This window comes from Streptomyces sp. NPDC002787 (genome assembly GCF_053592095.1).
Genome location: NZ_JBSFVC010000074.1, coordinates 1 through 12622, shown reverse-complemented (window position 1 = coordinate 12622; position 12622 = coordinate 1). Strand labels below are relative to the sequence as shown.

Below are 12622 nucleotides of genomic sequence, written 5' to 3'. Positions count from 1 at the left end.
AAGAGCCCGATCGACTACGAACACGACTACTGGGCCAGCCTCGGTGAGGGGCTGGCTGCATAGGAAGGTCTCCACGATTCGAGGGGATTGACAAAATCGGAGATGTCGCTATCGATGATGCTGCGTTCGCCGAGCAGGACCGCGATCGCATCCAGCGTCGCTGTCTTCCCACAGTCATTGTGCCCGGTCAAGATCGTCTGCTTGTGGATCGGAATGCTCTCGACGTGGCCCAACGAACGGAAGTTGCTGACGCTGAGTTCGACGAGTCGCACGCTGCTCCCTTGCAGTACGGCACGAGCGCGTGCGGTGGGCAGCCAGCAACGCGTCGGTGTAACGCCCCCATTTACAACGAGATGGAACTCTAGCGCCTGCCGGGACGTGAGGGAGGGCCATCACTCGAAGGTGTGCTCGGTGGCTCTGGGCTACGTGTTGCTCTCGAGTGGCAGTCGGGAAGCAACTGCCCATCCGGAGCGCCAAGCCGTCGAACCCACGTGAGCGACCAGAGGACGGAGATCTCCGGCGCGGATCGAAGCGTGATGCTGGAGGTGTGCCGTTCGGTCAGGTGGATGAGCGGGTGGGGCCGGGGGCGCGGACGGTGGGGAGGTCGGTGCGTTCGTTGTCGGCGGTGAGGGCGTCGGCGGTGAGGCGCCGGTAGGTGTGGAGGAGTTCCGCTATGGCCTCGGGTGCGGTCTCGGCGGTGGCGACGAGGGCGGCGAGGATCTGGGAGCGGGAGGTCTGTTCGCCGGCGGCGGCTGCGGCGCGGACGAGTATGTCGAGGCGTTGGTTGATGTCGTGGGGCCAGGAGACGAGTGTGTTGCGGCGGGGCTGCTGCCACAGCAGGTCCACGATTTCCCCCTTTGGCTGTGCCAACTGCCCTATATCGAATATATATTGAGCGCATGGTGACGCTGCTGCAAGGACGCCGGACGTCGGAGGGCTCGGGGGCTTCGGGCCGGGGCGGTGTCCGGGTCGCGGGGCGGACGCTGCGTCCCACGCCGGTGTTCGATACGTACTGGCGGTTTGCTGCGGCACGGCAGGCGGTGTACGAGGCGCGGCTGGCCGGCGGGCCGGGGCCGTGGACGAGTGATCCGATCCTGTCCAGGTACCGGTTCACCAACTGCTACCGGGCCGCGGACCGGGTCAGCCAGGCGTTGATCGCTGACGTCATCTACGGCGGTGAGCAGGAGTGGGAGGAGGTCTTCTTCCGCACTCTGCTGTTCAAGGTCTTCAACAAGGAGTCCACGTGGCGGCTGCTGACCGGTGCGCTGGGCGAGGTGCGGTGGGACGGGTACGACCACCGGGTCTTTGACCGGGTGCTGTCGCGGGCATTCGCGGCGGGGGAGCGGCTGTACTCGGCCGCCTACATCGTGCCGCCGCCGCAGCTGGGGGAGCAGCGCAAGCACCGCAATCATCTGCGGCTGCTGGAGATGATGATGACGTCCGGCGCCCCGGAGAAGGTCCTGGCAGCGTCAACGCTGCGGGATGCCTACGAAGTCCTGCTGGGCTATCCGGCCATCGGTCCGTTCCTGGCGTACCAGTTCGTGATCGACCTCAACTACGCGGCACAGATGCCGTTTTCGGAGATGGACTTCGTCGTGCCCGGGCCCGGCGCGAGGGACGGGATCCGCAAGTGCTTCGGTGTGGCGGCCGACGGCATCGAGGCCGATGTCATCCGGTACATGGCCGACACCCAGGACGAGCACTTCGCCCGCCTGGGCCTGGACTTTGCAGGGTTGCGGGGGCGCCCGCTGCAGTTGATCGACTGCCAGAACCTGTTCTGCGAGGTCGACAAGTACGCGCGCGTCGCCCACCCGGAGATCGCAGGAATCAGCGGCCGCAGCCGCATCAAGCAGACCTACCGCTCCTCGACGGCACCGGTGCCGGCCTGGTTCCCGCCCAAGTGGGGGATCAACGCGGCTTGCTGAGGCGGGTGTCATGCGGCCAGGGGCGGGGTGTCGCTCAGCAGCGGGCGTATGGCGGTGATCGGCCCGTCCAGGTGGGCGTGCCCGGCCACGACGGTCAGGGTCCCGACGGCCAGGTCGGCCTGGTCGGCGATGTAGGCAAGCAGCCTGCCCAGGCCCAGGTAGTTGCCGTAGGCCCGTTCGAACATGTAGTGGCTGCGGTACAGCGCAGCGGCGTGCACTCGGCCGTCACGATCCAGCTGGAAGGAGACGTGGCTCAAGCAGGGGAAGCCGCGGTAGAGGTTGTCGCGGTCGGCGGCGTGCACGAGCAGCTCGGCCGGCACGTCACCGTCGTCGGGGTGGGCGAGGTCCGCTTCATAGGCGGCGGTCATCGGCCCTTTGCCCGAGGCCTGCTTGCGCAGCCGGCTGATGATGTTGCCGACCTGGTCGATGTCGGTCTTCTTCACGCCGGGGTAGGCGACCAGGCGGCCGAAGTAGGTGCCGTGCGCGTTGCCCGGGAACTTCTTCAGCCGCGGGTACATGGCGCGGTAGCGGGACACGAGATCGGCGTGATCGGCGGCCCGGGCCGCGAGGCCGGCCGGGAAAAGGGTGCCGGCGACGGTATCGATCGGCTCGTGCCGTTTGGCGGTGCGCAGCCGGTCCAGTTCCGTGCGGAAGCCGGTGTCGTCAGTGGTGGGGTCAGTGATGCGTACGACGGTTTGTAGGCCGGTGCGCGACGGGTTGTCCTTGCGGTCCAGGGCATTGCAGGCGGCGATCCAGGCGCGGGTGACGTCACGGCCGGTGACATCGAAGCTGATCATGAATCCTCCTGGCACGGTCGACGGGGCAAAAAGGAGTCCGGTGCGGCAGGTGGTCAGTCCGGCCAGACGTCGTGCACACCGGTGCGGGGCGCGTCCCGCACCACCGTCAGCCGGACCGGTTCGTCCCAGTCGGCCGCCGACACCTCCAGCAGGACCGGATCGCCCAGCTCGTCGGTCACCACGGCCGCCTGCTCTACATCCGTGCAGCGGGCCAGGCCCTTGGGCAGCGAGACGAACGCAGCTCCGGCGCTGCGGACGGTCAGCACGTCACCGACGTCGACATGTATCTGCTGCTGATGGGATGACGTGGTGACGACATGGACCTGGGCTTCCGCAGACAGGGCCGCCCCGCCCGCCAGGGAACTGCGCAGCGCGGCCAGGGAGATCTTCGCCCACTGGCGAGCACGGTCGGCATCCAGCAGACGAAGATTCTGTAGATGCCGCACGGTGCCCGTGTAGGAGGTGCCCAGCTCCCTTGCCAGCCGGTACACATGCTCCGGGCTGGTCGGCTGTCCCTGGCAGATTCGGTCGAGACCGGCCAGCACCGCCGGGCGTGGCATGAGGAACCATGCGGCGAACGCCTCCGCGGTCTTCTCCTCGTCCGGCCAGCTGCCGTTGCCCCACCGCAGCGCCGGGCTGAGGTCGTCGTCGGCCGCTGTACGGTGCCGCAACTGGTGGTGCCCGAGTTCGTGGGCTGCGGTGTGCCGCTGGGTGACGATGTTCAGCTTGGCGTTGAGCAGCACGGCTGGCCCGTTGTCGGCGGGGGAGAGGTAGACGCCGAACAGGCGCGGCATCGGCTGCGCCATGCCGACGACTTCGGCTCTCTTCAATGCCTGGTGGACGGGTACGTAACGGGTGCGGTCGATGCCCAGATCACGGTGGGCCTGGGCAGCCGCGATCCCGGCGATGCGGTGCGCCACCGCCCAGTTCACCGCTGACTGTCCTGTTCCGCGGAGTCTTCCTGCTCCTTCTCGGCCGCCCGCCGCAGCGAGAGGTACTCGGCGAACTCCATCACCGTCTTCTGGTCACCGTCGGTCAACTGGGCCAGTGCGCGCGGCAGTCCAGCCAGGGCGTACTCGCCGGCGTCCGCATCCTCTTCCTCGGCAAGGAAGTAGGCGACCGGCTGCCGGTACAGGCGGGCGAGCTTCTTCAGCTCCAGGCTGTCCACACGCCGCTCACCGCGCTCGATGTCGCTGATCGCCGAACGAGGGATGCCGGTGTTGTCGGAGACGAACTGCTGCGACATGTTGAGGTAGTCGCGGGTCTTCTTCAGCCGTTCGCCGAGCCGGGTGAGTTCGGGATCACGGGCTCGGGCGTCGGAGGGCGGAGGGGTCACGATTGCTGCCTTTCGATGATGGCTTCCCGTACCGCGCGGGCGAACGCCTGCACGGACCGGGTGGCCTCGGCCGACTGGCGGTCGGCCGGGATGGCGATGGAGTAGCGCTCCTCAATGCGCGTGAGGATCTCCACGATCAGGAGCGAGTCGACCGGCAACTCCGCTCCGCCGTTCTCGAGTTCGGCCCTCACCTCGGGTGCGGGCTTCTCCTGCAGTTCGGCCAGGAACTCGATAACGACCGAGACGATGTCGTCGGTGCCTGGTGTGACGGTGCTCAGCATTCCTCCCGATCGTCTGCATTTCCAACGTCTGTGTCCTACGATACGACAACGTCGGGGAATCTGACAGGCATGTCCCATGATCAGACAAGGAGTGAGGCGTGGACTTCAAGCGCTATCAGCAGGCCGCCATCAAAACCCTCCAACCCCCCACCGAGGACACGGACCCCGTCCTCATCCCCCTACTCGGTCTCGCCGGCGAGGTCGGCTCCCTCACCACCGCCTACAAGAAACACCTGCGCGACGGGCCCGCCCATGAGCAGGGCAAGCATCAGCTACGCGAAGAACTCGGCGACGTTCTGTGGTACATAGCCGCCCTAGCCCACCGCTTCGACCTCGACCTCGACGACATCGCCACCGCCAGCCTGGAAAAGACCAAAGACCGCTGGCGCACAACCCCCGACGCCGAACACGCCCGCTTCGACGACCACTTCCCCGACCATGAACGCCTCCCGCGCCAGACCACCCTCACCTTCACCCCCACCACCCGAGACGATGGCAGTACCGTCATCGTCCTCACCCGCGAAGACGGCACCCCCGCCGGCGATCCCCTCACCAGCGCCTCCCACATCGAAGACGACTACCGCTTCCACGACGCCTTCCACCTCGCCCACGCCGCCGTCCTTGGCTGGTCCCCCGTCACCCGCTTCCTCCTCGGCCGCAAACGAAAAAGCAGCCCCCACACCGACGAAGCCGAAGACGGCGGCCGCGCCATTGCCATCGAAGAAGGCATCTCCGCCCTCGTCTTCTCCTACGCCGCCCGCCACCGCTACTTCGCCGACATCAAGCACATCGACAACGAACTACTCACCACCATCGGCCACATGACCGCCCACCTCGAAGTCAGCATCTGCCGCGCCGCCGACTGGGAGCACGCCATCCTCACCGGCTACACCGCATGGCGCCAGCTGCGCGAGCAGAACGGCGGCATCATCCACCTGGACCTCGACCAGCGCCTTCTCACCGTCGATCCGCTATAACCCAGGCCCGGCTCAGCCCGCCCGCGCCATTGGCCCCGGCGGCGGGTTGCGCGGGAGGAGCCAGACATGGCCGTCCTCACGCTTGAAGCGCTTGACGGTGGCCTCGCCGTCGAGCGTGGCGGCCACGATGTCGCCCTTCTCGGCGACGGCAGGCGGCGGACTGTGCCCCAGTTGCCATCGCAGATCGCTGCCTCGACCATTGAGTCACCGACGATCTTCAGCACAACAGCTCACTGTCACCGACGAGCTGGCGGGGGAGAGGGGAAGCCGTCCTCTACTTCCTCGGTGGCGATCCGGCCGGCGAGCGGGGCGTATGACGCGGCCGGCGGGCTGCACGGAGGCGTCCTGGGTCTCTGTCGTGACGCTCATCCAGTCTGTGGGCTATGGACTTTCCTTGCGGAAGTGAGACAGCAGGGGCCGGGCCTGCAGGGCGCTCGGGCCGAAGAACTGCGTGGCCAGGGCGGGCGGCAGGGCCGCATGCGGACCTCGTGGCGGGTGAAGCAGAGTGCCGCCTCGAACAGCGCCAGATCGAGAGAGTCGGCGTAGGCCCGGACGTCCAGCACCCCCTCGTACTGCGTGCACCGGCGGACGGCGTCCGCCGGTGCGTGACCTACTGGTCTCCGGCCGCGCCGGTCTTACGGACGATCAGCACCACGACCGCGCGAGCGTGGTTGGCCACGGCGCGCAGGTGGTCGGTGATGGTCTCGGCCTGCTGCTTGGCCTCGTTTCCGCATGGGGCGTACGGATCGGACGCAATGGCGACGAGAGAGACGGTGCCGAGCGCGAGCGGGATGATCTGCGTGAGGTCGAACACGGGTTTCCCCCTGATGAGTTGCGATCGTCGATGGTGTGCGCCGGGCGCCTCGGCACAACATCAGATTGGCCACTGCGGGACCAAGATCGCAATTCCCGTTTTCGCAGGTCAGGCCACCTTTAGGGAATTCAGTGCGTACCCTGACAGCCGTCAGGGTACGCGCTGGAATTCACCAACTTCCGAGAAAGCCGAAATAGAGTGACCGGGATCACATCGGCAATTGAGTGATAGTCAGGTAAGCGATAGGGCCGCGAGTTCGCTGCACCCATCGCGCTCAGTCGTAACAAGCAGGTGCTGGGCCCGCCGACGGGTCTGGAGGTTAGTAGTCGAGGTCGAGGTAGTCGATGTCGTTGAGGGTGACGTCGGAGAGGCCGAGGGCGCGGGCTCCGCTGTCTTGGAAGTAGATCTCTTTGAGGCCGTCGGCGATGATCCCGCGCATCTCCTGGTCGCCGGCACCTGTGTTGCGGGCGTCGAAAAGGCGTTGTGCATACGTCGGGGGGAGGTGCACGGTAAGGCGCCTGAACCGTCCGTCGTCGGTCGTGCCGATCGGCGCGGTGTATCCGAACCGGGCCCTGGTTTCCACGGTGATCCCGCCGGTGGTGGCGGCTTGTTGCTGTCGGCGTTTGCGGACCTGGGGCTGCCAGCGCTGCCGTACGGCGGCGTCGATCCGTTCGGCGATGGCGCGTGGCGGGTGTTTGCGTTCGCCCTTGCGGTAGCGCTCCACTGACCGCTGGCTGACGCCGATCTCCTCGGCGACAGCCCGGGTCGTCTTGAGCTGCTTGATCAGGTAGCCGATCTGGCCTTTGAGCGTCTTGGGCGGTTGGCGGGTGAAGCTCTCCTGGTCGGCCCGCTCGATGGCGTCCTCGATCTCTGCCATGGCTCAGCCCTTCTCGACGGTGGGGTCCTGGCCGTCCGTGTCGGCCGGCGGGAACCAGGTCTTGTGCGTCGGGCCGGTGTCGGGCACTGGCTTACTCGCCTTCGTCGAGGATGGCGTCGCCGCCTTTGATGTGGCGGGCGGGGTTGTGGCCCTGTTCCATGAGGTCGACGGCCCAGAGCATGGACTGGACGCCCTCCAGCTTGGCCAGGCCGGGGGTGGGTCCGAGACGGAAGGCGCCGGGCTGGGGCTTGCCGGACGCGGCGTACGGCAGGAAGTCCAGCGGCGAGGCGCCGGGACTGGGATAAACGACGCAGTCGGAGAGCACGGCGAGCGGGAACAGGCCCGTCATCGTGGCCATGTTGCGCATCTTGCGGTGCATGTTGATGCGGGCCTTGCTGATGACGGCGGCGCGGATGTCGGGCCGCCAGGTGGGGCGTTGGAGGGCCGGCCACCGTTCGCCCTCCTTGTATTTCTTGCCCTGGGGGCGTTCGCGGAGTTTGCCGATGCCGCCTTTGACGGTGGCCTTGATGGCGGCGAGGACGGCCGCCATGGCCGGGTCGGTGTCCTTGTGTCGTTCCATCGCCGCCAGGAACTCCACGTCCGCGAGCTCCTTGGTGACGCCGAGGTCGGCGAGGGTGTCGACGTAGGCGCTCTTCAGCCTGTCGTGCCACGGATCCAGATAGGCGCCGGTCTCGCGGCGCAGGTACGCCTCGATCGGGGCGACGTTGTAGCCGAGTTCCTGGGCGTAGGCGACAGTGTGTGTCTGGTACCAGGCAGGTCCCGTCGGCCGGGTGCCGTCCGGCGTGAAGGGTGAGGGCAGGCGCGGGTCCATCTCGATGTGGGAGAGGTCGACCAGCCAGCTTCCGGGGATCTTCGGGTTGAATTTCGGGCCCATGAAGTGGTCGGGGGCGGACAGGCCGACGACCAGGCGGGCCGCGGCTGCGAGGAAGGCGGTGTTGAGGTCCAGGCCGACTGCGAAGGGCAGCGTGCACTCCTCATCGCTCAGCAGGTCCACCGGCCGCACCCACTGGTACGCCTCCTCGTTCAGGAACCCGCCCGTCCAGCCGGAGTCCACCACGACCGGGTGCTCGGCGGTGGCCTCCGGCGGCGCCGGGTCCATCGGCTCCGTGCCCAGGGAGCCTGGGTTGTAGGCGGACACCCAGTTCCCGGTCGCTTCGTCGCGCACCGCACGGGTGGGTGGCCGCAGCGCCGTCATGAGCTCAAGGCCGGAGACGGCTGTGGAGCCGCGGGGGGTGATGACGCGGGTGGCGTAGACGCCGAGGACGCGGGCGATGTCGGCCGGCTCCATCTCGGCAACGCCGGGCCAGGCCCGCTCATCGAGAGCGTCCCAGGACAGGACCGCGAGCTGCACGCACTGCCGCTCACGCCCCTGCGCCTTGCGGTAGATCCTTGCCCACGGGCCGAACCCGCGCTGGGTGAGCCGCCACTTCGCCTTCACCACCTGCTTGACCACTGGGTGGTCCTCCGGCAGGCGCAGCGAGCGGCGCTGCTCGTGGCCCTCCAGACGCTCCGGCAGCCCGAGCTTCACCGCGGCCGCCACCGTGAGCACGATCAGGGGGTCGGAGTCCTTGCCGTGGCGGTTGAGCTTCGGTGCGCCGAGGCCGGACTCGTGCAGCGTCCACTCCACCAGCTCCACAACGGTGCTCGCCGGGCAGTCGAGCACGATGCCGTCCACGCCGTACGCGCAGCCGTCACCGTCCAGGACCACGAGCGGGCCGTGCGGGAAGCGCGGGTCGGCTACGGGCTGCGCCGCCTTCTTCGCGGCCGGACGACGCGATGCCGCAGCGGGCCGGATGGCAAGGCGCGCCGGCGTCTCAGCCGGAACGGCGGGAGCCTGCGGGACGAGGGCATCTGCCGTCTCCGCCCTGGACACACCCGGTTCGGCAGTCGCCGCGGGCACGGTCGCGGCAACCGGGGCTGTGCCGGGGGCTGGGTACTTCGCCGCCCAGCCGTTCAGTAGCCGCTGGTAGGCGTCCAGGCGCGGCGACTTCGGCTCGCTGCGGCCGTTCTCCCAGTTCTTCACCGACTGGGTCGTGGTCTTCAGCGCGGTGGCCAGGCGGGCCTGGGTGATGCCGGCGGCCTCCCGCAGCCGGGCACGCTCCGCCGGTGGCGGCAGGTGTGGCTCCTCGTTCAGCAGAGCGTCGACGGACGCGAACAGCTCTTCCTCGGACGGCATGACTCTGCACCCTTGCTCCAGGCAATCCTTAACCACAAACTTATCCCACTCGTTAACCTTGCTGCGCCCATTCCAGCGCGGCGGGTGCGGTGAGTTTGCCGACGATGGGCTTCGCGCAGCGTGCTTACGGTCGTCGGGGAGGGGAAGTGTGATCGCCATGACGAGCGTGATGCAGCACTACGGTCTGCTGTGGACCGACCCTGACGGTGCCCCGCAGGCGTCGGCCGGCAGGTACGACAAACGGTCGGCGAAGCGTCGCCGCACCGAACTCAAAGCTGTGGGCTGCACGCGTGTCGAGATCGTGCCGGTCAGGCCGGGTGACGTTCCCGAGCCGGTTTCCTGAGCGAAGCGGGACGCAGACAGAACTCTGAGATCAGAAGTCCCGCCCAGCAAGCAACCCCCGCCACGCAACAGCGTCGACCAGCCACTGAGCCATCCCTCACTCGAACAGACCGAGGTCCGCGAGCAACTGGCGCCGTGCATCGGGCAGCGAGTCTCGCCTGCTGCGCATGTTGCTGCGCCACACTCCGAGCTTCACTACGTGCTCCTGGCCGTCAACCACGATGCTCTCTTCGTGGGCCCTGGGGACCTTCACAGAGCCCTCGCGGGCCTTGTACTGCGCCAGGGCCGCGACGCCCTTCTCGAAGGCCCCAGAGGCCGTGGTTGGCGCCTTGGCGGGTGTTCCCGGCTCTGGGGTCACCGGCACGATGCCGAGCTGCTCCAGGCGCTCACGCTGCCCGTCCGACAGGGCCTGCCAGACCTTCGGCATCCGGTGCTTGGCCAGCCATTTCCCGACGTCCATGCCGTGGACAGTGACGCCGGGCAGGACATCGACTCCGCCGACCTGGCCGTCTTCGTCCCGTACGAGCTCGCGCAGCGCGGCGTAGTGCCGCTGCCACTCCGCCGGCCACTCCGGGTTCCAGTCCTCGTCCACGGCCTCCAGCGCCGTCTTCCACTCCGGGTGGCCATCCAGCGCACCCGGCCGCCTCAAATTCGCGAGCCACATCCCCAACGGCCGGTCCAGCATCTTCGCGGAGCGGGGCGCGCACAGCGTCCAGTGCTGCGCGTAGTACGCCTTGGCGGCCTCGAGGTTCTCCTGGAACCGCTCATCGGCCAGGGACCAGACCATGCCGAGCTGTTCGAGCCGTCGGGCGCGCTGGCCGGTCATCTGCCCGGCTGTGTAGGCGCGTCGTTGTTCTGCGACCCATTGTCCAAGTGGTGTCGCGCCCTCGCGGTGTCCGTAGGGCACGCGGGCGTTCCCGACCCGTTCGACGTACGTCTTCAGTTTCGCCCAGCCGCGTGCCCAGTCCTGGCGTTCGGTGTCGATCACGTTGAAGCTGACCCAGTCCGCGACCATCACCGGATCCCTGGGAGCGGCGAAACGGAGCAGCAGTCGTGATTCTTCCTCGCCGTCTTCTGGCCCGACACCGATGTTCACGGACGGCTGCGCCACGTCCTTCTGAGGCTCCTGCGGAATCGCGAGCAATTCCACGGCCTCTTCATCGTGAGCGCGCAGACCTTCCAATACCTTCACCAACGGGCGATACGATCCCGAGGTGAACATATCCTCCGGCTTTTCTCCGGGCTGGAGAAATACCGGCACGATCAGAGAGGCGAGCTTGCCTTCTCCTGGCTTTTGACGGAGCGCCCGGCCGATGGCCTGGACGATGTCGTGCGGAGCACCCTTGGGGTCCAACAGGGCAACGCTGTCCACCGCTCTGATGTCCACGCCCTCGCCCAGGACACGGCAGTTGGAGAGCACTGCCCGCTGCGCCGTGGACCCGAACGAGCCGAGGACTTCCCGCCGGCGCTCGGGGACGTGCTCGCCGCACAGCCAGTCCGCCCAGATCCGAGCGGGGTACGTCTCGGGCTGATCAGCGTGCAGCTTCGCGGCCACCTGCTCCAGGCCCTCCGCGTACGCCTGGGCCTCGATGGTCCGGTGGTGGAAGGTGATGCACGTCTGAAGGTTGTGCTGCGCCATCGTGTGCAGCAACGCGGCCTGGAGGGCTCCGAGCCGCTGACCGCGCACCTCTTCGGTGTGCCGCTCCTCGCCCATCAGCTTCTCCGGGGTGACGACGGGGTCCTTCAGCTCCAGGACGATGATCTGGTACCGCGCCAACAGGTCCCGGGAGACGGCAGAGGCCAGCGAGAGCTTGTAGAGGACGGGCCCGAAGACCTTCTCGTCATCCATGCTTGCCGCCATCTCACGCGGCAGCGGGTCACGCGCACCCTCGGCAACCTCGCGGTTGAGCCGCTCCTCCCAGATCCGCGGCGTCGCCGTCAGGTACAGCCGCCGGTAGGCCGGGATGACGCTCTGGTCATGGATGTCCGCCCACGCCTTACCCATCGAGCCACTTGTCCGATGGGCCTCATCAACCACCGCAAGGTCTACGGGATCAAGCTTCTGACCGTAGACACCCTCGAACGCCTCCGCCAGGACACCCAGGCTGGCGTACGTCGCGTAGATGGTCACGGGCCCGGAGCCGTGCCACAGCGCCAACTGGATCGGGTTCGTCGTGGAGCGCACTTTCAACGACCACAGCTCCGGGTCGTCCTGGATCGAACACACCGCCACCGCCGGCCCCTTGTGGCCGGCCTCGTGCCACGCCCTCACCGTCTGCGCCAGCAGATCCAGGGTCGGCACCAGCACGAGCACACGTCCCCTGGGCACAAGCCGCCTCGCCGCCGTGGCAGCCATGATGGTCTTCCCCGTGCCACACGCGGCGTGCACCTGCCCACGAAGACCATTCCAGGGAATTCCACCCGGCGGAACATCAAGACCGCGCACAATGGCCGCAACGGCCTCGATCTGGTGATCACGCAGCTTCACGGACATGCCCCCTATTCTCCTTTTCGCGGAATGCAGCGCGTAATAGCAAATGGAAACCAGGCGCAAGGGTGCGCGGCGGTAGGGGTGTAGCATCTGATCCCAGACTCTACACATGAATGATTCGTGATGCATCACCGCGCACCAACTTCTGCACCCGAGGGTGACACCTGACTCAATCCCATCCACGAACAGCCGGTTGTCCTATATGCTGACAGGGTGTTGGTGAACACATCGGGACAGTCAGACGATGGGGGAGGGGTTCAGGGTGGAGCGCAGCGGAACCCGTCGCTACCGTGAGGCCGGCACCCCGTCAGGCCGACGGCCTGTCACATCCGGTGCAGGGGTGGTAGCTGAGAATCCCAAGCCCTACACAGACCCGCGCTTGATGCACCCACCCCTTACTGCCAGCCCCAAGAATCCCGCTTGCGGGATTCCATCAATTCGCGCTTGCGCGAATTGAAACGCATTTAGAATTCCGCTTGCGGAATTCGATTTCCCCGCTTGCGGGGGAATCTAGCGGAGCGTCAGCGGAGCCGTTCTCTATGCAGCGCGCCAGCGCTGCATATCCCGCGGAGCGGGATATGCAGC

General features: G+C 67.3%; 13 protein-coding genes and 1 pseudogene. 3 read left to right on the top strand and 11 right to left on the bottom strand.

Translation table 11 applies throughout. The annotated features are described in order from the left end of the window. Positions 1-26 precede the first annotated feature (26 nt). Together ACWD26_RS43775 and ACWD26_RS43770 are read right to left on the bottom strand one after the other, a co-directional pair. Positions 27-272, bottom strand: a complete 246-nt coding sequence (locus ACWD26_RS43775; protein WP_451279314.1) for an AAA family ATPase — start codon at positions 270-272, stop codon at positions 27-29. Positions 273-558: 286 nt separating this feature from the next. Next, positions 559-846 carry a hypothetical protein gene (locus tag ACWD26_RS43770; RefSeq protein ID WP_175448126.1) on the bottom strand — a complete coding sequence of 96 codons (288 nt, stop codon included), beginning with the start codon at positions 844-846 and terminating at the stop codon, positions 559-561. 53 nt (positions 847-899) lie between these two features. Here ACWD26_RS43770 and ACWD26_RS43765 point away from each other — a divergent pair, with 53 nt between their 5' ends. Next, positions 900-1925, top strand: coding sequence for a nucleotide kinase domain-containing protein (locus tag ACWD26_RS43765; protein WP_451279312.1), 1026 nt, complete (start codon positions 900-902; stop codon positions 1923-1925). 8 nt (positions 1926-1933) lie between these two features. Here ACWD26_RS43765 and ACWD26_RS43760 read toward each other — a convergent pair whose 3' ends face one another. Genes ACWD26_RS43760 through ACWD26_RS43745 form a run of 4 tightly spaced genes read right to left on the bottom strand, consistent with a single transcriptional unit; the run spans position 1934 to position 4339 of the window. After that, a complete protein-coding gene (locus ACWD26_RS43760; RefSeq protein ID WP_451279310.1) occupies positions 1934-2722 on the bottom strand; it encodes a hypothetical protein in 789 nt (262 codons plus the stop codon). A 53-nt stretch (positions 2723-2775) separates the two neighbouring features. Then, the gene (locus ACWD26_RS43755; RefSeq protein WP_370406045.1) at positions 2776-3654 is read right to left on the bottom strand and encodes an ImmA/IrrE family metallo-endopeptidase; all 879 of its coding nucleotides are present in this window, start codon (positions 3652-3654) and stop codon (positions 2776-2778) included. Further along, positions 3651-4058 (bottom strand): helix-turn-helix domain-containing protein, encoded by a 408-nt coding sequence (locus ACWD26_RS43750; RefSeq protein WP_055537979.1) that lies wholly within the window; start codon positions 4056-4058, stop codon positions 3651-3653. The genes ACWD26_RS43755 and ACWD26_RS43750 overlap by 4 nt, the downstream gene beginning before the upstream one ends. Continuing rightward, entirely contained in the window at positions 4055-4339 is a 285-nt protein-coding gene (locus tag ACWD26_RS43745) for an acyl carrier protein (protein WP_401380780.1), read from the bottom strand. Before ACWD26_RS43745 ends, ACWD26_RS43750 begins: the two co-directional genes overlap by 4 nt. 98 nt (positions 4340-4437) lie before the next feature. Between ACWD26_RS43745 and ACWD26_RS43740 the strand changes: the two genes are divergently transcribed. After that, complete coding sequence (locus ACWD26_RS43740; RefSeq protein WP_164387209.1) at positions 4438-5316, top strand: nucleoside triphosphate pyrophosphohydrolase family protein; 879 nt, start codon at positions 4438-4440, stop codon at positions 5314-5316. Positions 5317-5328: 12 nt separating this feature from the next. On the opposite strand, the pseudogene ACWD26_RS43735 reads toward ACWD26_RS43740, so the two are convergent. From ACWD26_RS43735 to tap, 4 genes and pseudogenes are all read right to left on the bottom strand, one after another. Then, positions 5329-5660, bottom strand: a pseudogene (locus ACWD26_RS43735) (LexA family protein); the annotation flags it as partial. Between the two features lie 266 nt (positions 5661-5926). After that, a complete protein-coding gene (locus tag ACWD26_RS43730) occupies positions 5927-6130 on the bottom strand; it encodes a hypothetical protein (protein ID WP_175448121.1) in 204 nt (67 codons plus the stop codon). A gap of 319 nt (positions 6131-6449) precedes the next feature. Then, positions 6450-7007 (bottom strand): telomere-protecting terminal protein Tpg, encoded by a 558-nt coding sequence (gene tpg, locus ACWD26_RS43725; RefSeq protein WP_282089331.1) that lies wholly within the window; start codon positions 7005-7007, stop codon positions 6450-6452. Positions 7008-7098: 91 nt separating this feature from the next. Next, on the bottom strand, positions 7099-9204 hold the full coding sequence (gene tap / locus ACWD26_RS43720) for a telomere-associated protein Tap (RefSeq protein WP_451279306.1): 2106 nt from the start codon (positions 9202-9204) through the stop codon (positions 7099-7101). A gap of 157 nt (positions 9205-9361) precedes the next feature. Here tap and ACWD26_RS43715 point away from each other — a divergent pair, with 157 nt between their 5' ends. After that, the gene (locus ACWD26_RS43715) at positions 9362-9547 is read left to right on the top strand and encodes a hypothetical protein (protein ID WP_282089577.1); all 186 of its coding nucleotides are present in this window, start codon (positions 9362-9364) and stop codon (positions 9545-9547) included. 96 nt (positions 9548-9643) lie between these two features. Here ACWD26_RS43715 and ACWD26_RS43710 read toward each other — a convergent pair whose 3' ends face one another. Beyond that, entirely contained in the window at positions 9644-12040 is a 2397-nt protein-coding gene (locus ACWD26_RS43710; RefSeq protein ID WP_451279304.1) for a Helicase associated domain protein, read from the bottom strand. Positions 12041-12622 lie beyond the last annotated feature (582 nt).

What these genes read in the sequence shown, in the direction of transcription:
- tap (WP_451279306.1), bottom strand. Translation starts at nt 9,204, where the DNA reads ATGCCGTCCGAGGAAGAGCTGTTCGCGTCCGTCGACGCTCTGCTGAAC.
- ACWD26_RS43715 (WP_282089577.1), top strand. Translation starts at nt 9,362, where the DNA reads ATGACGAGCGTGATGCAGCACTACGGTCTGCTGTGGACCGACCCTGAC.
- ACWD26_RS43710 (WP_451279304.1), bottom strand. Translation starts at nt 12,040, where the DNA reads ATGTCCGTGAAGCTGCGTGATCACCAGATCGAGGCCGTTGCGGCCATT.
- ACWD26_RS43745 (WP_401380780.1), bottom strand. Translation starts at nt 4,339, where the DNA reads ATGCTGAGCACCGTCACACCAGGCACCGACGACATCGTCTCGGTCGTT.
- ACWD26_RS43760 (WP_451279310.1), bottom strand. Translation starts at nt 2,722, where the DNA reads ATGATCAGCTTCGATGTCACCGGCCGTGACGTCACCCGCGCCTGGATC.
- ACWD26_RS43765 (WP_451279312.1), top strand. Translation starts at nt 900, where the DNA reads ATGGTGACGCTGCTGCAAGGACGCCGGACGTCGGAGGGCTCGGGGGCT.
- tpg (WP_282089331.1), bottom strand. Translation starts at nt 7,007, where the DNA reads ATGGCAGAGATCGAGGACGCCATCGAGCGGGCCGACCAGGAGAGCTTC.